Origin of the sequence: Paenibacillus sp. FSL H8-0317, from assembly GCF_045040685.1 — a bacterium.
In the GTDB taxonomy this organism is placed as follows: Bacteria; Bacillota; Bacilli; order Paenibacillales; family Paenibacillaceae; genus Paenibacillus.
In genome coordinates this window covers 5,484,085-5,503,692 of the sequence record NZ_CP150294.1, presented here as the reverse complement: position 1 = coordinate 5,503,692, position 19,608 = coordinate 5,484,085, and the positions used below count along the sequence as shown (strand labels likewise).

The 19,608-nt window shown below is 46.1% G+C and carries 15 protein-coding genes; 8 read left to right on the top strand and 7 right to left on the bottom strand.

Features of this window, described 5'->3' with window-relative positions:
- The first annotated feature begins 61 nt into the window (after positions 1 to 61).
- Positions 62 to 3,856, top strand: coding sequence for a DUF4073 domain-containing protein (locus MHB43_RS24625; RefSeq protein WP_339178545.1), 3,795 nt, complete (start codon positions 62 to 64; stop codon positions 3,854 to 3,856).
- A 181-nt stretch (positions 3,857 to 4,037) separates the two neighbouring features.
- On the opposite strand, the gene MHB43_RS24620 is transcribed toward MHB43_RS24625, so the two are convergent.
- Positions 4,038 to 4,643, bottom strand: coding sequence for a DedA family protein (locus MHB43_RS24620; protein WP_211082661.1), 606 nt, complete (start codon positions 4,641 to 4,643; stop codon positions 4,038 to 4,040).
- A gap of 326 nt (positions 4,644 to 4,969) precedes the next feature.
- Here MHB43_RS24620 and MHB43_RS24615 point away from each other — a divergent pair, with 326 nt between their 5' ends.
- The 6 genes from MHB43_RS24615 to MHB43_RS24590 all read left to right on the top strand — a co-directional run bounded on the left by MHB43_RS24615 (position 4,970) and on the right by MHB43_RS24590 (position 11,881).
- A complete protein-coding gene (locus MHB43_RS24615) occupies positions 4,970 to 5,293 on the top strand; it encodes a hypothetical protein (RefSeq protein WP_339178541.1) in 324 nt (107 codons plus the stop codon).
- A gap of 254 nt (positions 5,294 to 5,547) precedes the next feature.
- Positions 5,548 to 5,850, top strand: a complete 303-nt coding sequence (locus MHB43_RS24610) for an AbrB/MazE/SpoVT family DNA-binding domain-containing protein (protein ID WP_017687001.1) — start codon at positions 5,548 to 5,550, stop codon at positions 5,848 to 5,850.
- Complete coding sequence (locus tag MHB43_RS24605; protein WP_339178538.1) at positions 5,847 to 6,182, top strand: type II toxin-antitoxin system PemK/MazF family toxin; 336 nt, start codon at positions 5,847 to 5,849, stop codon at positions 6,180 to 6,182. The genes MHB43_RS24610 and MHB43_RS24605 overlap by 4 nt, the downstream gene beginning before the upstream one ends.
- A 238-nt stretch (positions 6,183 to 6,420) precedes the next feature.
- Positions 6,421 to 9,588 (top strand): GNAT family N-acetyltransferase, encoded by a 3,168-nt coding sequence (locus MHB43_RS24600; protein WP_339178535.1) that lies wholly within the window; start codon positions 6,421 to 6,423, stop codon positions 9,586 to 9,588.
- Positions 9,575 to 10,453 (top strand): TatD family hydrolase, encoded by an 879-nt coding sequence (locus MHB43_RS24595; protein ID WP_339178532.1) that lies wholly within the window; start codon positions 9,575 to 9,577, stop codon positions 10,451 to 10,453. The genes MHB43_RS24600 and MHB43_RS24595 overlap by 14 nt, the downstream gene beginning before the upstream one ends.
- Positions 10,454 to 10,717: 264 nt before the next feature.
- Complete coding sequence (locus MHB43_RS24590; RefSeq protein WP_221824569.1) at positions 10,718 to 11,881, top strand: iron-containing alcohol dehydrogenase; 1,164 nt, start codon at positions 10,718 to 10,720, stop codon at positions 11,879 to 11,881.
- 154 nt (positions 11,882 to 12,035) lie between these two features.
- Here the strand turns inward: MHB43_RS24590 and MHB43_RS24585 are convergent, their stop codons facing one another.
- A complete protein-coding gene (locus tag MHB43_RS24585; RefSeq protein WP_221824568.1) occupies positions 12,036 to 12,461 on the bottom strand; it encodes a hypothetical protein in 426 nt (141 codons plus the stop codon).
- 276 nt (positions 12,462 to 12,737) lie between these two features.
- Here MHB43_RS24585 and MHB43_RS24580 point away from each other — a divergent pair, with 276 nt between their 5' ends.
- Positions 12,738 to 14,795: a methyl-accepting chemotaxis protein gene (locus MHB43_RS24580; RefSeq protein ID WP_339178525.1), complete on the top strand. Its 2,058-nt coding sequence runs from the start codon at positions 12,738 to 12,740 to the stop codon at positions 14,793 to 14,795.
- A gap of 99 nt (positions 14,796 to 14,894) precedes the next feature.
- On the opposite strand, the gene MHB43_RS24575 is transcribed toward MHB43_RS24580, so the two are convergent.
- The 5 genes from MHB43_RS24575 to MHB43_RS24555 all read right to left on the bottom strand — a co-directional run bounded on the left by MHB43_RS24575 (position 14,895) and on the right by MHB43_RS24555 (position 19,585).
- Positions 14,895 to 15,281: a Rid family hydrolase gene (locus MHB43_RS24575; RefSeq protein WP_339178523.1), complete on the bottom strand. Its 387-nt coding sequence runs from the start codon at positions 15,279 to 15,281 to the stop codon at positions 14,895 to 14,897.
- Between the two features lie 19 nt (positions 15,282 to 15,300).
- A complete protein-coding gene (locus tag MHB43_RS24570; RefSeq protein WP_221824565.1) occupies positions 15,301 to 16,677 on the bottom strand; it encodes an amidase in 1,377 nt (458 codons plus the stop codon).
- 193 nt (positions 16,678 to 16,870) lie between these two features.
- Positions 16,871 to 17,902, bottom strand: a complete 1,032-nt coding sequence (locus tag MHB43_RS24565; protein ID WP_221824564.1) for an ABC transporter substrate-binding protein — start codon at positions 17,900 to 17,902, stop codon at positions 16,871 to 16,873.
- A 34-nt stretch (positions 17,903 to 17,936) separates the two neighbouring features.
- On the bottom strand, positions 17,937 to 18,809 hold the full coding sequence (locus MHB43_RS24560) for an ABC transporter permease (RefSeq protein ID WP_221824563.1): 873 nt from the start codon (positions 18,807 to 18,809) through the stop codon (positions 17,937 to 17,939).
- On the bottom strand, positions 18,809 to 19,585 hold the full coding sequence (locus MHB43_RS24555) for an ABC transporter ATP-binding protein (RefSeq protein WP_221824562.1): 777 nt from the start codon (positions 19,583 to 19,585) through the stop codon (positions 18,809 to 18,811). Before MHB43_RS24555 ends, MHB43_RS24560 begins: the two co-directional genes overlap by 1 nt.
- Positions 19,586 to 19,608: the final 23 nt, after the last annotated feature.

Genomic DNA, 19,608 nt, shown 5'->3' with positions numbered 1-19,608 from the left:
GGTCTTTTGGTTCAATATTATACAAAAATCAGGAGAAAAGACTTAATCATTAGGAGGCAATATGGATATTTCGAAAAAACTGGGTGTAGCAGCTATGGCAACGATAGCTCTTACGCTAAGCACGGCAATTCACTCCAACGTGTCGGCAGCATCCGATCCGTTCAAAGATGTTGCACAGGCATCGCCTTGGGCAAAGGGACTTATTCAAGAAGCTCAAGAGAAGATGTTCATGAATGGAGATCGTGAGGGTTATTTCCACCCCTTACAGGAGGTAACTCGCCAAGAAGCGGCAGTCGCGCTTGCCAAATTAATGGGCCTTCAATTAAGCAACAATGTGGTTTCTTCATTTACAGATGTTGCTCCTGGTTCATGGAGTGAAAGTGCGATTAATGCGGTACAAAAAGCAGGATGGATGAATGGAGATCGTAACGGAACATTTCGTCCTAAAGCAGTAATTACAAGAGAAGAATTAGCTTCCATTTTGGCCAGAGCTACACAAGTAGATGCAGTGGCAGTTCAAGAAGATGAGCTTCCAGGTATTAAGGATAATCAGAAAATATCCGCTTGGGCTAAAAACTCAGTTTCATCCATTGTTTCATCAGGTTTGATGACAGGAAGTAATGGAAGCTTTCATCCACAGAAACCAGTACTTCGGCAGGAATTGGCAGCTATTTTAGTAAGAATGGATTCTAAGACTACAATCAATAAACTTCAAACGATCAAGAAAATAGAAAATGGAATGGTGACGATTGGAAATACCAATTATAGTGTGACGGAAGCATTAAAACCGCTTTTCTCGGAAAATAATGTAGCTGCACTTGCTAACGCGGGAGTTCGTGTTGAAACCGTAGATGGTCGTATCACCAAGGTATTTGAACTAAAACTTCTTACGCCAGGTCAGGGAGCAGAATCGGGTAAAAAAGAGTTCTCAGGTAATACCGTACTAGATGGCGGACAAGCAGTCATTGAAGGCAATGTAAAAGTTGCAGCTGACTACATAACGATTAAGAATATCAACGTTAGTGGCGATTTGGAAATTACGAAGGAACTCGAAAATGACTTTTACGCAGAGAAAATTACGGTAAAAGGTACAACATACGTTAAGGGCGGAGACAATAATACGGTCGTATTCGACCATTCGTCACTCCAAGGAATGAATGTTACCAAGGAAGATGTTCGGGTTGAAGCAGTAAATAAAACGGTCGTTAAAGAAGTCCATATTGAGTCCAAGCTCTCTGGATTGTGGGGGGATGAATCCGTCACATATGAGAGTGTAACTGTAGGAGAAGGTGTTCAAAATACTTCATTGTATGCCCACATCCAGAACTTGGAGATCAATACAGGTAATAAAGAAACAACAATTTCTGGAACAGGTCATATCGAATCGGTGACCATTAAAGGTTCTGGCACAATTGCACTACAAGGTACCGGGGTAATAGGGTCCGTAACGATTACAGATAGTGCCAGCCAAGTGTCACTCCCAGCTAACGGTTCCATTCAACGTCTAGTGCTTCCAGACGGAATAGCACCAGAGAGAGTGATTGCAAACTACGATAAAGTAAAAACACAGATCGCTACGATTAACGGAGCATCGAATCCAGCTTACGTACTCCCAAGTTCAGGAGGCGGTAATTCTTCCAATAGCGGAGGTAATGCGGGGAACTCCGGAGGAGGAACGCCTTCTAATCCGGATACAACACCAACACCAACGAATCCGGACCCAATAGCATGGTATCCGTACACTTACAAGAGTTATCAAAACCGTACAGAAACTTCGGCTGATGGTTTGATGACCACGAACAAAACGGGTACGGTCTATTACATGGCTGTTCGTTCAGGTGATAATGTACGTCCTACAACTGAACAAGTGAAGAGTGGAATACTTCCTAATAACCTGCCTTCAACACATGGTATGTTTTCTATAACAGCTAACCAACCTGTAACCTATAAAATAGAAGGCCTGGAACCGACCAAAGCATACAGCATGTATGCCATTTTCAAAAATGGAGAAACGGGTCAGGAAACGCAACCGATGCTTATCCATTCCGTTATGAATTATCTTGCGAATGACATTAGTGTTCTTCCTTATGAGAATTCAAACTTAAGTCAGATTAGAATTCAGTTCACTGGCTTACTTACTCCTCCGGCTACAAGTACAACTAACCCGTCTGCCATAGTTAAAAATGGTCATCTTCGAAATTATGGATATGGATTTATTGAGATTAATTCAATTGACTGGGATCTAACCATTCCCAATATGCCTATTATGAATCTGAATTTTGACCCGGTAACATTGGGAGATGGAACGTCTTATAGATTAGACTGGACCTACGTAAAAGATGCTCTAAAGATTAAATTTACAGAACAAAATGGTTCTCCAAGTGCCCATTCATTTGGCGGACATGGAAGTTACTCAGGTCCCGAAGTGGTCTCATTGATCACCAAACAGTTATCCATAGAAACGGGTAACACGATCGATCCGTTAAAGGGAGAAGCAGTCATGCACATTCTTGGTGTGTATCCTTCTCCGTTGAAACAGGAATTGGGGTTGGTGGAGTTCAATGGACAACATTATCAGAAAGCTCTTGTGGAAGCAGGCACATATTCAACATTTGCTGATGTGAAAGAAATCATCTCTGCAGTGAATACACAATATCCTGCACCATCAGCGAATGAATCAAATGCGATTAAAACTATGAATAACGCTGTAAATGCAGCAAATATAGAGTCAACTCTAAAAAGATACGCAGCCATTTTAAATATTGATGTTAGTGCGTTTGATAGGCTCAATAGCTTGGCGCGTAAAGAGATTGCTCAATCCATTCTTAACCAAAGAAATGTACTTCCTGAAAGTGAATTCTCTAGTATTCAAGAGATCAAGTCAGCATATGAAGAAGCGTTTTTGGCAGCTTCTAATATCCCTCTGAACTTAAATTTTGTGGATACTGATGCCACACCCGGATCTGTTGGAGGCGATATTACATGGACTCCAGCTACAGACGAGAACTCGGTAGTATCTTATGAAATTCTTTGGGGAAGCAACGGACGAAGTACATCATCGATTGCAACCGTAGACAAGAATGCAGGTAACCGATATAGATTGCAATCAGGAACGTTTTTAACTACTGACACCACCCAACTGTTTATTCGAGCTCTACTAAAAGATGGAACGTACACCCCATCAATTTTTATCGATGTAAAAGATACATTGCCTTCAGCTCCTGAGAAACCAGTCTTGACTGAGGATGAAACTAAAAATATCATCATTGGCGCTGATGCTTCAATGGAATTTTCGGTAGACAATGGAACGACATGGATTCCATATGATGAGCAGGATCCACCGGTTTTCCCAGGTAAAGCAAGAGTACAGGTTCGTTTACAAGCCGATCCAGTAAATCAAATACCTGCTGGAAAAACAGCATCTCTCTCCTTTTCGGATCAGGTAGGAATACTTATTTATCATAATGATAGTACCAACAAATTCGATACCATGTATATATCATCAGTTATGGAGTATTCATCCGATGAAGGAGGAAGTTGGACCTCGTACGATGAGGTGAATCCACCTGAATTTCCAGGGGATCTCACCATATTGCTTCGTGAGAAAGGTGGCAAGTATCTTCCAGCAGGAACTGCTAAAAGTTTTGTATTCACCTCTAATGTAAATGTGAAAAGAACGGGTAATTCACTTGCACCACTCACGTCAACTCTTGAGTATTCCATGGATGGAGTAGATTGGATTGAGTTTAGTCGGGATTTAGTTGTCTCCCTTCAAGCCGGAGAATCGGTTCAGGTTCGGGAAGCAGCACGTAATCTTTTGCCAGCTGGCGCAGCAACGACATATAATTTCGAATAAATAGAAATATCAAAGGGAGAATCTCTAAACGATTCTATACCCAACAATCACAATAAAGCCCCGCTGATTTTTTAAATCAGCGGGGCTTTACATAACATATAAATTAGATGAGTTTTTTCATAAGACTATTTCAAAGAATCAACATCAAACTTCCCATCTCTTTTCCCCTAACTCAACAAGACTATGACTTGTTCAAAGCCGTTCTTCTTTTCCAACGTTTCAAAAGCACGTACAATCCAAAAGCACCTAAGAAAACAACCGCTGCCGGAACGATATAAGGTTTAACAATCTCGTCCACGTGCTCCCATTGAGAGCCTAATTTGAAGCCTAAGTAAATGTACAATGAGGTGATCGGAAGCATGGCCAAGAAGGTAAAGATACTGAACTTAAACACATTCATCTTAGCCATTCCACATGGGATCGAGATCACGGTCCGAATACCGGGTACAAAACGTCCATAGAAAGCTACCCCGCTGCCATATTTCTCGAAGAACTTATCGGAAGCGTCCAGATGGTGGGGGCGAATCAAGAAATACTTGCCAAATTTTTCGACCATCGGTCTGCCACCGTATCGTCCCAGGGCATATAACGTCAGAGGTCCAAACGTACCACCTACGGTACCAGCGAGTATAGCCAGCCAAAGCTTCATATCCCCAAGATACACCCAATATCCCGCCATGGGCAGTACAAGTTCAGCAGGTACGAATTCAAACGACAAGGCAATAACCAGACCTGCGTATGACAAATCTTTAAAAAAGAGTATAAATTGCGTGATCCATTCTGTCATGCTTTCCCTCCATGAATCTATCTTTTTTTATATATAAAAGAAACACTCCTGTACAAAGAGTAACAATAGCGAATAGAGCTTGTCAAAGTTCACATGAATATCCATTTCAGGACATACTGCGGCAATATGTTTGCCCGTACATAAGGGTTGCATGGATTCATTGACACTTCATACAGAAGTGGATACCGAGGCAATGATATAATGCTCTGAAAATGCTTCCAATTATAGTATGATAAGACTATCACTAGCTTCTTCACCATCCTGTACATAAAGAGAAGGAGATCAGAACATGACCGAAACTTCGATTATCGACCAGATCCATACTATTGAATACGCCCCCTCTTACGCTGCTGTGCGCAAGACCGTGGAGGCCGGATGGCCGACGGGAGTGTGGTTTTGATTTCTTTGACTATACGTGGAAAAAGGGAGATGTCTCCCTGCGGGCTGCATTTGAAAAGTCGGGTCGAGGGCTGACTGCCCTCGAAACACCGGATTACGAAATCTCTACAGAGGTCGATGATCATGATCTGGTTTTCGGTTCCAGCTATAAGGTTCGCTATCGCATTAAGAACACTTCTGCGTCCGAACTGGCAGTCGAGATCAAGGCACATAATACAAGGGTAAGTTACCGAAGGACTATAGCTCCATAAAACAGGGGCAGTCTGGACTTCATTTTTTTCGTCTAAGGCTTACAGCTGTTTTTCATTGTTGGGGATGATCTGACTGCGAAACCTCGTTTCGACCAAATGAGGTTTTTTTATATGCTTATTTTGCTTTATACCAATGGTATATCTATTCATAATCATAGGCTGTACAATCATTATTTTATGGTTGAATACAATGTATCCTTTTATTGTTTCATGTATATCATATAGATATACAACTGTAGGGAGGTGAGGTATAATTGGAGCATCAATCAAACGAAAGGCGTGGGATTGCCATGACTACAGCCACACTTAGCAAATGGGGAAATAGCAGTGCAATTCGCATTCCTAACCAATTGCTTAAGCGTCTTAATCTGGAAGAAGGCTCGGAAATCGAGATTTTGGTGACAGAAGATAATGAATTGTTGTTGCGTCCAAAAACCAAGCCTGTAGAGTCCAATGAGGAACTACGTAACCATCTAAAGACTTTGCTCTCTAAAGTGAAACAGGATACAAGACATGAAGAAATAGACTTTGGTACTGAAGGGAACGAGTTACTTTGATTATTCCCAAACGAGGCGATCTGATATGGCTTGACTTTGATCCTCAAGCGGGTCACGAGCAAGCCGGGAGACGACCGGCTATTGTTCTATCGGAACTTGAATTCAATGAAATAACGGGTTTTGCCGTTGTATGTCCCATAACGAGCCAAGCCAAGGATTATCCTTTTGAAGTTACATTACCAGAAGAGCTGCCATTTTCAGGTGTTGTTTTGACGGATCAGTTGAAGAGTCTTGATGTGCGGCAACGACGTGTCCAAATTGCGGGGCATGCCGAACCAACCTCTGAATTTATGAAATCAGTTCTACGCAATGTCCGTTCTATATTGGCATAATTGAAAATTAGTAGCTGATCATATTCCTAAATCCACGTCTAACTAAAAGACGTGGATTTTTTCTTTCATGTCTAAATAGATTCGTCCATCCTTGACGCTTCTAACAAGAGCTTCCGAAAGGCACATATAAGTTGGAAAGAAAGATTTTTAATTCTCTGAAAATGCTTCCAATTATAGTATGATAAGACTATCACTAGCTTCTTCACCATCCTGTACATAAAGAGAAGGAGATCAGAACATGACCGTAACTTCGATTATCGACCAAATCCATATTATTGAATACGATCCCTCTTACGCTGCCGCACTTGCGGATATGTGGAACCGCAGTAACGAAAGCTGGGGAGGTGGCACCAACCTTAGAACAGAGGAAACAGTTCGCCGTGAGATGGAGAGTTCGTCCAATCTTTATGCATTTCTAGCCGTTCATGAGGAAGAGGTTGTTGGCTTCTGCAGTTTTGCTCATTACCGCTATGACGAGAGAGCGTTATATGTACCGCTGCTTAACGTACGCCCCGACTATCACGGGTATAAGGTCGGACGTAACCTGATCCTGAATGCTGTGCGCAAGACCGTGGAGGCCGGATGGCCCCGCCTGGATCTGTTCACATGGGCAGGCAACACGAAGGCTGTACCGATGTACAAGAAATGTGGATTCTTCTGGGAGAAAAAAGATGATAATGTGCATCTGATGAATTTCATCCCTACCATTTTGCAGACCGAAGCACTTGCTCCATATTTCGAGGAGTTGGATTGGTATGCAGACAGCACGCGTGAACTCGTGGTCGAGCCGGATGGCCGACGGGAACGTGGTTTTGATTTCTTTGACTACACGTGGAAAAAGGGAGATGTCTCCCTGCGGGCTGCATTTGAAAAGTCGGGTCGCGGGCTGACTGCCCTCGAAACACCGGATTACGAAATCTCCACAGAGGTTGACGATCATGATCTGGTATTTGGTTCCAGCTATAAGGTTCGCTATCGCATTAAGAACACTTCTGCGTCCGAACTGGCGGTTGAGATCAAGGGTGAGGATAACAAAAACATTCGATTTGCGCTGGACGTTGCACGAGCAGTGGCTCCGGGAGAAACCATCATCGTGGAAGGTGAGTTTCACCTTGATCCGATTTCAGAGGAACAGAATAACAATAAAACGCATCCTGTGGTTGCCAGCACATGGTTGATCGGCGGTAAGAAAGCGGAGTTCAGGTTGGGTATTGCCCCGAAATTTCCGGCCAAGATCAAGACCGTCTTGCCTGTGAAGGAACTCTATCCAGGCATCCCGGCTGAGTTGGTTCTGAACGTGGAAAATAATGTGGATGCAGAAACGGAGTTCAGCTTGGACCTGCCTGAGGATGAATTCCTTGAATGGGCGGAGCGTTCGGTGCGCTTTACGGTGCCTGCCAAAGGTAAGATGTCTGTGCCAGTGCCTTTCACCTTGCGTTCGTATGGTCTCTATTCCCAAGAAGTAGAAGTGACGGCTGTCCCAGCGGGGAACCATGCGATCTCTTTTACAAGCAAAATTTCTGTACTGATGAAGGGAATCGAAGGGAAATATGGCGGGCAGATTGAGGATCAATGGGTGGCTGTGAATGGCGCATTCTCCCTTCATATGAGCAAACAAGATAATAACATGTGGATTGAATACCCGGGCTCCCGTCATTCATTCTGGTGGACTTATCCGAAGCTGGGTAAGCCGTTTGCCGAAGAGTTATCCAAGAAACAAGCAAAAGAAGTGAATATTTATCCCGAAGGTGAACGTCAGGTTCTTGAAGCACTGTATGACTCAGAGGATTTCCCTGGCTTGCAGATCAAGTCCGTGGTCAAGCTGTCTGCGAATGGAATCGCCGAATTCCACCACGAGGTTGAAAATACACGAGGTACCGCTTGGGAAGAAGACCTGTTTCTAATGAACAACTTCGGGTTTTACGGAAACCGGTTAATTCTCCCGTATCAAGATCGTTTTGTGGATATGGGGGATTCTTACGCTGGCGATCCGAGCCATTGGGACAGCGCCCAAATCACGGAGAACTGGCTGTTCTGTAAGGAGGAGTATGGTGCCAGCGGTATCTATTGGGACCCTTCTCTGAAGTTGCTTCGCCCGGAATACACGCTGGGGTTTCAGCATGAGCTTGGCCGTATTCCCGCAGGAGCCGTTGTGCGGACAAAAGCAACTGTATATGCTTTGAACACGTTTGCCAAATGGTCGGATTTCCGTGCGTTTGCACAGAAGCAGCGTAACCCGATCATTCCGTTGCTGGACAGTCATCTGGATCTCACATTGAGTGAGGGGAATCCATTTGCCCCGGAAGTGCTACAAGCAACGTTGACTGAACACAAACTGGTTCCGCTTGCGGGCAAGCTGGAGCTGTATGTACAGCAGGGTGGTGAACAGGAGGTTATGGCCAATGCTGAGGAATTCAGTCCGGAGCAGAACCTAAACTCCGCCAAGCTGACATTTTCACCAGACGAAGCGGACCGAGACCAGCACGTGAGTGGTTGGAAAGTTCGTGGGCTATACCGGGGCGAAGATCGGATTCAGGAGCGAACTGCCCTTTGGTTCCCGCAGAGCGGAACAGAGGTGAAGCAGAAGATTGAAGAAGGTTCATCTGGACCTTTGTATACCGTAGACAATGGAGTATTGTCGATCGCCGTTGCTCCTGAATTCGGGAGTGTAGTACACTCTCTGAAATATGCAGGAGAAGAATGGTTGGATAGCTCGTATCCTGAACCGGCTCCACGCTCGTGGTGGAATCCGTGGTACGGCGGACTGGGTGTGGGGATTCCGGGCATGAATGGTTTCAGCCGGCAGTTGGAACAAAGAGTCGCTTCCTGGACAGAGCAGAAGGATCAATACGGCAACGTCTGGAAAGGCATAAAGCTGACTACCCGGATTGAGAAGCATGAAGCGAATCGGGGAATCACGATCCACCAGCATTATCTGATGCTCCCTGGTGTTCCTGTGCTATGTACGCTGCTTGCCGTGACAAACGAAAGCGGCCTGACGCTGACGGATTACTCGCTTGCGGAGGAACGTTTCCTCCAGCCTTCATCTGTATTTGCGGAAGGTTGGATAGAACAACCGGGTAAAGATCGATTCCCGCTGGGCAAGGTGGATTTGGGCCTGCCACTTGAAGACCTTTTGCGAGTAGGTTCGGTTTCGCGTGAGAACATGCTGCATGCGGTCCATCGTTACCCGAATCAGAGTGCGTGGGGGTTTGCCAATAATCAGGTGACGGGTCTGAACGTGAATCATCATCTGACACTCCAGCAGGGGGAGACGGTCTGGACGGAGCCGACATATTTGGTTCTGGGACAGATCCCGCTGAGTTCAGCGGATGTGCATGACCTTCTCAAACTGAATTTTGTATCTTCTACCGATGAAAAGGAGGCTTCACATGCCGATCATTGATATTCATATTCATCTGTCGGACATCGACAGCTTTCACCGAACAGCAATCGATCTGTCGAAAGTGGATTACTCTGCCGCTGGTCTTAAAGCGGAGTTTGATAAAAACGACGTCATTCTGGGTATCGGAATGGGGGTTACGGAGCAGACGAAGGGAGCGTTCCCGGATTCCAGTTCCCCTAACCCGATGGGACTTGACCTGGAAGAGGAGGTTCCGTCATTCCTCATGGAATGCGTGGGCATCAACCCTAATGCGCTAGACGGTAAAAACGCTCAGGACGAGCTGGACCGGATTGAAGCTAGACTGCAATCCCCCGAGGTAGCCGGAATCAAACTCTATGCCGGATACTATCATCACTATGTGTATGACAAAATCTATACTCCGGTCTATGAACTCGCAGCCAAGTACAACTTGCCTGTTGTGATTCATACTGGAGACACGTACTCGATGAATGGGTTGCTCAAGTATTCGCATCCATTAACGGTGGATGAATTAGCCTTGCAGCAGCGCGGTGTGAACTTCATGATCTGTCATCTGGGTGATCCTTGGGTAATGGATGCAGCTGAAGTGGTGGCGAAGAATCCTAACGTGTACGCGGATTTGTCCGGTCTTGTGGTGGGGGATCGGCCTCATTTTGAACGGTTCATGAACGAACCTTTATTCATGGATCATTTCCGCCGGGCCTTGGTCTATTCGGATCATTACGAGAAAATGCTGTTTGGCACCGACTGGCCGCTTGCGCCAATCGATCTGTATGCCGAATTTGTCCGCCGACTTGTACCGGAACAGCATCATGATAAAGTCTTCTACGAGAATGCCTTTGGGCTGTTTCCACGTATTGGACAGCGGATTGCCGATCTGGGGTAGAACCTAAGTGCCGAATTCTTAATATCTGAGGGGATGTAGACCATGCATGTTATGGAAGCATGCGATGGTTATATTGAATCCCTGTGATGTAAGCTCCTGCCGCTTTGCTGGCAGGAGCTTTTTTGTCCAGGAAAACAGTGTTTAGCCATGACAGACTCCATACTCATCGGTTATCTCCTTCTTGCCTGTATTTGTTTTTACGAATAAAGAGAACTATAATGGTGGATGCACAAAATTTCAGACTTCTTTGGAGGAACATACGTTATGAGATCTTTTCAGTTTTATAATCCGACCCGGCTGATTTTTGGCAAAGGGCAACTTCAAGCACTACAAACCGAAGTTCCAAAATACGGAAAACGTATTTTGCTTGTATATGGTGGTGGAAGCATCAAACGTAGCGGGCTGTACGATCAGGTAATCAGCCAGTTGAATGAGATCGGAGCAGAGGTTACGGAACTGGCTGGTGTGGAACCGAACCCTCGTCTGTCTACGGTTCATAAGGGTGTAGAACTATGCAGAACACATAACATTGATCTGGTTCTTGCGGTTGGCGGCGGCAGTGTACTTGACTGTGGGAAAGCCATTGCAGTAGGAGCCAATTACGATGGAGACATGTGGGATGTTGTTGTGCGTGAAGCAACCCCGGAAGGCGGACTTCCGCTGGGGACAATTCTAACGATGGCAGCGACAGGCTCCGAGATGAACAACGGTTCAGTAATAACCAATCAGGACACGCAGGAAAAATGGGCATGGTTCAGCGAGTATTCTTTCCCAGCGTTCTCCATTCTCGATCCGGAGTACACATACACCGTACCACTGGATCAGACTGTATACGGCATGGTAGACATGATGTCTCATGTGTTTGAACATTATTTCCATCTGGATACGAATACACCGGTTCAGCTTGGATTCTGTGAGACGATTCTTCGTACCGTTATCGATACAGCCCCTCGTCTGATTAAAGATCCGGAAAACTATGAACTGCGTGAAACCATTCTCTATTGTGGAACAATGGCGCTTAACGATGTCCTGAATATGGGTCTTGCCGGAGATTGGGCTTCTCACAATATAGAACATGCCGTTTCGGCCGTGTACGACATTCCGCATGGGGGTGGCCTTGCAATCCTCTTCCCACACTGGATGAAACATAATCTGGATGTGGATGTAGATCGATTCAAACGTATGGCTGTTAATGTATTTGATATTAATCCTACTGGAAAGTCGGACAAACAAGTGGCTGAAGAAGGCATTGAAGCGCTGCGTACATTCTGGACTTCAATTGGTGCCCCTAGCCGTTTGGCTGACTATGACATCGACGACAGTCAGATTGATGTGATGGCTGATAAAGCGATGCGATTCGGTCCGTTCGGATTCTTCAAAAACTTGCAGCGTGAAGATGTAGTACAAATTTATCAAGCTGCACTGTAATTGTAAATCTCACAATCACTTTGTATAGTGAGTGACATTAAACAAGGACCTTCCTTTAATACTAAGGAACGCCCTTGTTTTTTATTATGACATCATATCTTGTGCGCTCTACCTTTTTTTCTGGACTTCAATGTCATGTGATCCCCTTTTTGAATTAATTCTTCGGTTCAACTACGGCTTCATTGACAGGGGTATCCTTTCGTTTCAGATACATCTTGCTTGGACGATGCAAAAGCACGATGAGCAGGGCGAAGAGATGAATCAGGGTGAACAGGTTACTCTCATTCGGAATGGAAACGAATAGCGCCAGACTCAGAAACGTCACGGTGAGCTTGAACTTTCTTTTGGTGATGAATATAACAGCGAGCAGACTGGGACCGATGATAAACAACATTCTGGCTAAGATTACGCCAGAGGCGTAAGCCAGATCATCTCCTTTGCGTAAGAAACCCAGATAGGCCTCCATGTTCTGGTTGAAGTCAATGAGGAACACGATAAAGGACACGATCACATAGATCAGTTTTACACTTAATAAAATGCGCACGACATTTAATAGCGTGGGTAATGCTGTTTTTACCATATCACTTCTCCTATTCGACATTTAATATAGTAGGCATTTTCGGATTCAATGCGTTGTCCCTCTTCCTGCACGATATGTATTTCATATATTATACGATGTCGATGTCATATTTTGTATTAACCCAAAGTCTTCATTTTCCAATCGTTTGCAGTGGCCTTTGACCTAGTATAACTGGCGAAACAGCTTACAGATTATTTGATATCGACCGATATAAAGTAGATACATAGAATTTGGACTTCATAATGATGAAAATGAAAATGGATGGTGAATGTAATCATGGTATTTAGCAAGGCAAGAGAACGCATGCGCAACATGTCGTTCAGAGTCAAACTACCACTTATGATCAGTCTGCTGGTGTGTATCGTACTGGCGGTAACTGCGGTAGTGTGTTACAGCGTAGCGGCAGTTATTACACTCGACAAAAGTAAAGATGAAATTAAGGCAACCTCGGATCGGGTGGGGGCAGGGTTGTATGCTTCACTAAGTTTGGAAGAACAATCCACCTTTCTGATCACAACACATCGTACCTTCCAGGATCTGCTGGAGATTCGGAATACGGATGGGCAGGAAGGTGAGAACTTTTTCTCGGAAAACAATGAACTGCTGGATAAGGCAAGTGGTATTCTCGCGGACAGTCTGGCAGGTATGGAAGGTAACAACAGTCTGATTTTGTTGGATCGGAATGGCATTATTATTGCAGCGAATGATCCGGCAGTTATCAAGGCGGAACGCGGAGATCGGGCATATTTCCAAGAAGCAATTCAGGGTAAAAACGTGATTAGTGAAGGGATTGTAGCCAAGTCCTCAGGACAACTTGGTACGGCTTTTGCCATGCCAATCTACAATGAGAATCAAGAAGTACAGGGAGTGCTCGTATCTGCGGCATCCACCTCGTTCTTCGTTAATCAGCTACAAAATATCAATATTAATGATGAGGGAAAAGTGATCATTTTGGACCGTGTAGGTACGGTCATCTACGATTCAGCGGATGAGAAATTGGCAGGCCAGAAGATGGAGTCCGGCGAATACCAATCATTGATTGATCTTGCTCCAAACGCTGAACTACAGCAAGGGGAGATTAGCACAGATGAGAAAGTGGCGTATTACTCCAAAATTCCAAGATCCGACTGGACCGTCGTTGTTGAAGATAAAATGAGTGATGTGCAGAAGCCTTTGCGTGCGATGGCAAAACAGATGTATATTGTTCTGTTTAGTGCGATTGCGGTTTCCGTCGTAGCCGGTATCCTGATCTCTTTGCTGGTAACCAGACCAATTACAAGACTAACTGTGTTGTTCAGACAGCTTGCGGGCGGCGACCTGACGGTGCAGGCTCAAGGTAAATATAGCGGAGAATTCAAACAATTGGTGGACAGCTTCAATACCATGGCAGCAGGCAATAAACAGCTGATCTCCAGCATGAACCATTCCATCGGTATCCTGAAAACAAGTACATCCGAGCTGGAACAGTCCACTCAGCAAACTTCGACCACGATTGCCGAAACAACGACAACAGCATTTGAGATTTCACGAGCTATGGAGTCCCAGGCGAACGATACGGGAGCCATTGTGGACAAATTCATGAATGTGGGTAACAAGATTGCGAACGTGAATGGAATGTCGCAGGCAGTGAAGTTCAAGGCAGATGAAATTACGGATGCTTTCCAAAATAATCATGAAGTTATTGATGCACTCATTGCGGTGAACGGGCAGAACGAGATTGAAGTTGGCAACATCTCCAAAATTACAGTGCAACTCGCCGAAAGTTCCTCGGGCATTCACCAGATTACAGGAACGATTGCCGAGATCGCAAATCAGACGAAATTACTTGCGTTGAATGCTTCAATCGAGGCGGCGAGAGCTGGTGATCAGGGACGTGGCTTCGCCGTCGTTGCTTCTGAGATTCGCAAGCTGGCAGAGCAGACGACAGCTCAATCGGAGGATATCAACCGAATCGTAATGCAGACCATTGATCACGTGGAGCAGAATAACCGAAGTGTTCAGGCTATTGAAGCGATTGCGGAACAGCATAAGAGCAGCGTTAGCCAGACGAAGGAGACATTCAATTTTGTCACCGAGAATATGAATGAGATGATGAGCCAGGTTCAGGCTATTGCCACGGAGATCGAATCGATTGAACGTGATAAGGATGACGTCATTGGAGCTGCACAGAACTTGTCTGCTTCCGGTGAAGAGGTGTCGGCTTCTGTTGAGGAAGTCACAGCAACCATGCAGGAACAGTCCGGCATGACTGAACATTTGACAGATATGGTGCAGAGAATTGATGAACTGACCAAACAACTTGCCGAGGAATCATCTCGCTTCAAAACAACATAGGAATACGAAAAGAAACCCGTTTTTCTAAAGAGAACCGCGTTTCTAGACAAAGAGAGCACCTGTACCCATCTATGGCTACAGGTGCTCTTTGGTGATGTGTTACTCTCCTCGAATGGAAGGCGCATACGCCAACACTTCCATCTCGATTAAATAAGGGCCTAACCCGCTAAATACGGTAATGCGGGCGGGATAGGGCTGCTTAATCATTCGCGCATACACTTCGTTGTATTCGGACTGATCCTCGACTCGGGCCAGATGAGTGGTTACCTTCACAATATGATCAAGTGTAAGTCCGGCTTCTTGCAGGATCACCTTAATATTACGAATACACTGCTCAGTCTGCTCCTTAATGCCGCCGATAGGCTCAAGCGTCTGTGGATCGACACCTACTTGACCTGCGACGTAGACTAAATCTCCTGCGCGGACAGCATGGGAGAAAGGAAGTGGGAACTTGGGTGCTGCACTTGCATGTATGATGGTAGACATCGTAGCGGTCATTCCTTTCCTAATGAGTGTGTATGATTGGTGTTAACTGATGCCAGTTCGTAGCCTGCTGATAATGATGAGCAATGGACAACAAGCGGTCTTCTCGCATAAGTGGACCAGCAAGCTGCATGCCGATAGGTAATGGCTTCCCTGAGGTGGTATCAAACCCGATGGGTACGGTGATGGACGGTAGACCCGTATTGGTGAACGGTCCGTTGAAAATCGGGCTGCCCGTCTTGTAGCCATATGGGGCCACATAGGGTGTTGATGGAGTCAATAACACATCCACTTCATCGAACAACAACATCATCTCGCTCCGGAATATCGTTCGGATACGTTGTGCCTGTAAATAATCAACGGCACGCGTCTGGTAACCGAGCTCAAGCTGCTCCCGCATCGTGTGGCCGTAACGATCAGAGGCTTCCGCGAAGCGTTCCTGATGGAAGGCGGCAGCTTCTGCCCGCATAACCGTACGATGAGCAGCAATGGTCTCTTCCATATAAGAAGGCAGGTCAACTTTCTTCCATTGCATGCCCAGCTTCTCAAGCACAGCGATTGCCGACTCTACCGCTAACAAGATCGCTGGTTCATCGGTTTGGAAGAAGTTGCTCGGGAGACCGATCACCATTTCTGAAATAGGATGCTCAAGAGCATTTTTTAAGTCTGGCTTGCCATAAGGAAGCGTGAAGGAGTCCAGCTCATCTTGCCCGGCCATTGATTCCAGAACGATTGCGTTATCTTGTGCGGATCGAGTGAAGGCGCCAATATGATCCAGGCTCCAACTGGCTGTAATGACACCATTACGGCTAACCCTGCCGTAAGTGGGTTTCATACAGGTTAATCCGTTGTAAGCTGCGGGTCTAAGCAGAGATCCAAAGGTCTGTGTTCCGAGTGTGAAGGAAGCCATGCCTGCCGCTACTGCAGCGGCAGAGCCGGAGCTGGAACCGCCTGGGGTATGTTCTAGATTCCATGGGTTGCGGGTTGGCGGTTCTCCTCCCTGAAAGGCATATTCCGTCGTTGTTGTCTTGCCGAGCAGGATAGCGCCTGCAGCTTGCAACTTATTAATCACAGTTGCATTCGTTCCAGGTACGAAGTCTGGAAAGGTACTTGATCCGGCCGAGGTGCGTATGCCAGCGGTATGGATAATGTCTTTGGCTCCATAGGGAATGCCGTGCAGAGGACCGAGATATTCGTCATTCATCAGTTTTTGTTCAGACTCTCTTGCGGCCTGCAAAGCCTGTTCGGCGGTGACCGTAACGAAGGCTTGCACAGCAGGCTCTACTTTCTCAATGCGATTCAAATAGGATTTTGTAAGCTCGACAGGAGATATCAACTTATTTTTAATCAGTGTTGCGGCTTCAGCAATCGTCAGCTCGTTAAGTGGTTTCGTAATCATCGCAGAGGCACGCTCCTATGTGGGGGATTGGGCCCTACTTCTTCTGGCAACTTGAAGTTTCGAATCAGCTCCAAGTCTGCTGTAAATAGGGCAAGCTCCTCGCTTGTAATAACTCCGTCTGCATATTTGGTGCTTTCTGTACGGCGGTGTGTGAGATAGTCGTCCTGGTTCAGAGTAATCACCCTTTCTCTCTCTATTTGGTGGTGAAGCTTGAATCGATAATCTCCTCGTAAGCGAGGTCTTCCTTCAGATTGCCGATGAAGCGTTGCATATCGATTGCGGTCTCGAAGGCCGATTCATTGATGAGTCCTTCCGCAGGATATACCTTGCTGTCGATCATGCGTTGTACCGCTTGCTCCACGACGTTTTTGTCCAGATTCGGGAATTCCTTCACGGCAACTGCTTTTGCGCCTTCAGGATTCGATTGAATGTAGTCCAGGGCTTGCTCAATAGAGGTAACGAAGCGCTGGGTGAGATCAGGATTCTTTTCAATGAAACTTGCGGTTGTATTCATCGTTGCAAAGGCGAAGTCAGGATAATCCTTCGTGAAATCATGGACAATATGCAGTCCCTCAGCAATGCCTTGATCCAGCTGCGGCTCGTAAACGATAGCAATGTCAGCTTTGCCTGCTAATACAGCACCAAGCTCGGAACCATTCTGAACCTCAGTAATCGTCACGTCCTTGTCAATATCGATGTTGTTGTCAGCGAATAACTTCCGCAGTAAGCTGTTGGAACTTGTAGGTGCCAAGCCCACAACGATGGTTTTACCTTTGAAATCTGCTGTCGAGTTCACGGTTACGCCTTCTCGCGCAACTGCCCATACTGGAGCGCTACCCGATAGAAGAACCAGTGAGCGAGCATCTCCGCCCTTTGCATTAGCAAATGCGACATGCTCAGGACCGTGGAAGGAGAACGCAGACTCGCCTGAGATCACCGAAGACAATGCCGTTGGACCACTTCCGGCAGCACGGATGGAAGATAGCTCAATACGATTCTCCTTTAGAAAACCTTGGTTGTTCGCTACATACAAGGGAAGGTAGAGCAGGTTGTGATAAACTTCGGACACCATAATTTTGTCTACCTGCGTATTTGCTTGCCCCCCGCTATCAGATGCACCTGCGCCACTCGCAGGTGTTGTGGCATTGCTGCCGCATGCACTGAGCAGTGAAGTCAATATAACCGTCATGGTTGCTAGAAAAGCTATCTTTTTGAATGTACGCATTAGTCATCAGTCCCCTTTAATCGTTGTAGGTCAGCTATACAGATGTGGATTTGCTGCTGGTCTTGTTGTCATTCCATGGAAGGAGACGGGATTCAATATAACCGACACAGGTGTAGAGGAGCATGGCGACCAGCATAAGCATGAACACGCCGACCCATACGGCCGGAAGGTTGAACAGGTTACCTTCGACGAATACCATGTGTCCAAGTCCTTTATCTGAAGAGATGAATTCTCCACCTACGACAGATACCAATGCCAAACCGATATTGATCCGGAAGGCTGAGATGATCCATGGCAGAGAGGAAGGAACGATAATTTTGCGGAAAATTTGTGATTTCTTTGCACCGAAGGATTTCATCAGATTAATCTGGGATTCGTCGATTTGATGAGTCGCTTGGTAGGCGGATAATAGCGCTACGATAAATGTTGCTACGGAGGCCAGAGCAATCTTGGAGAAGATGCCTGAACCAAACCAGATGATAATCATAGGAGCTAGGGCAATCTTCGGGATGCCGTTCATGGCTACAATGAATGGATCGAGCACACGGGCAACGGACTTGGAATACCACATGAGCAGTCCTGCCAATGAGCCGATTAAGCTTCCGGCTACGAATCCGATAACGGTGGCATTCACCGTTGCAAACGCGTCTGTAAGCAGTTGCCCTGAGCTGGCCATCGTGATGGCGGCATCAAGAATGGCGCTTGGTGATCCCATGAGGAAACCGTTAACCATTTCCAAGCGAACGGCGGATTCCCATATCACTAGGATGACCGCAACAATAATGAACCGCCACAGCATCGTCATCAGCCATTCTTTGGAGAAGGTAGACTGTCTGCGTTTGCTCTTGCTCTTCGTAACTCCAGCAGGCTTTCCGGCAAGGGTAACTTCAGGTGATGTGCTCTTCATTAGCTGATCCTCCCCATTTGGATATCAAGCTCTGACCAGATCGATTCAAAATACTGCTTGAACTTGTGGTCGGAGCGGGCTTTCAGTGCTGAGCCATATTGCGAGGCGAGACCAATGTCATACACCTGCTTCACGGTTGTTGGTCTTTTACTCATAACGGCAATGCGGTCGGAGATGGCAATCGCTTCCTCGATGTCATGTGTGATCAGGACGCCTGTCTTGCCCTCGGATTTCAGGATAGACAAGATCTCATCTTCCAGAATGAGTCTGGTCTGATAATCAAGTGCGGAGAAGGGTTCGTCCAGTAATATAATATCGGGCTGGGTAACGAGGGTACGAATGAGGGCTACACGTTGGCGCATACCGCCTGATAGTGTAGAGGGATAGGCTCCTGCGAATGAAGCTAGGCCATAACGATCCAGATAATCCATGGCAATATCGCCGCGATCCTTTTTGGACATGCCCTTCACTTCCAAGCCTAGCGTGACATTGTCCAGGATGCTTCTCCAAGGAAGTAACAGGTCCTTCTGCATCATATAACCGACATGACCGGTGGTCTGATCGATCTCTTCGCCACAGACGATAACCTTGCCATTTGTTGGCTTAAGCAGACCTGCGATAATGTTGAAAATCGTACTTTTGCCGCAACCGCTCGGTCCCACGATACTGAAGAATTCCTGTTTCTTGATTTGCATCGAAACCTCAGCCAGGACCTGAATATCTTCTCCGGTTGCACTGACAAATGATTTGGATACGCCTTGTATCTGTATAGCCATGATAGGTAGCCCCTTTCCTACAG

Excerpts from the sequence above, each read along its gene's own strand:
- MHB43_RS24625 (WP_339178545.1), top strand. The coding sequence starts at position 62 with ATGGATATTTCGAAAAAACTGGGTGTAGCAGCTATGGCAACGATAGCT.
- MHB43_RS24620 (WP_211082661.1), bottom strand. The coding sequence starts at position 4,643 with ATGACAGAATGGATCACGCAATTTATACTCTTTTTTAAAGATTTGTCA.
- MHB43_RS24600 (WP_339178535.1), top strand. The coding sequence starts at position 6,421 with ATGACCGTAACTTCGATTATCGACCAAATCCATATTATTGAATACGAT.
- MHB43_RS24595 (WP_339178532.1), top strand. The coding sequence starts at position 9,575 with ATGCCGATCATTGATATTCATATTCATCTGTCGGACATCGACAGCTTT.
- MHB43_RS24590 (WP_221824569.1), top strand. The coding sequence starts at position 10,718 with ATGAGATCTTTTCAGTTTTATAATCCGACCCGGCTGATTTTTGGCAAA.
- MHB43_RS24585 (WP_221824568.1), bottom strand. The coding sequence starts at position 12,461 with ATGGTAAAAACAGCATTACCCACGCTATTAAATGTCGTGCGCATTTTA.
- MHB43_RS24580 (WP_339178525.1), top strand. The coding sequence starts at position 12,738 with ATGGTATTTAGCAAGGCAAGAGAACGCATGCGCAACATGTCGTTCAGA.
- MHB43_RS24575 (WP_339178523.1), bottom strand. The coding sequence starts at position 15,281 with ATGTCTACCATCATACATGCAAGTGCAGCACCCAAGTTCCCACTTCCT.
- MHB43_RS24570 (WP_221824565.1), bottom strand. The coding sequence starts at position 16,677 with ATGATTACGAAACCACTTAACGAGCTGACGATTGCTGAAGCCGCAACA.
- MHB43_RS24565 (WP_221824564.1), bottom strand. The coding sequence starts at position 17,902 with ATGCGTACATTCAAAAAGATAGCTTTTCTAGCAACCATGACGGTTATA.
- MHB43_RS24560 (WP_221824563.1), bottom strand. The coding sequence starts at position 18,809 with ATGAAGAGCACATCACCTGAAGTTACCCTTGCCGGAAAGCCTGCTGGA.
- MHB43_RS24555 (WP_221824562.1), bottom strand. The coding sequence starts at position 19,585 with ATGGCTATACAGATACAAGGCGTATCCAAATCATTTGTCAGTGCAACC.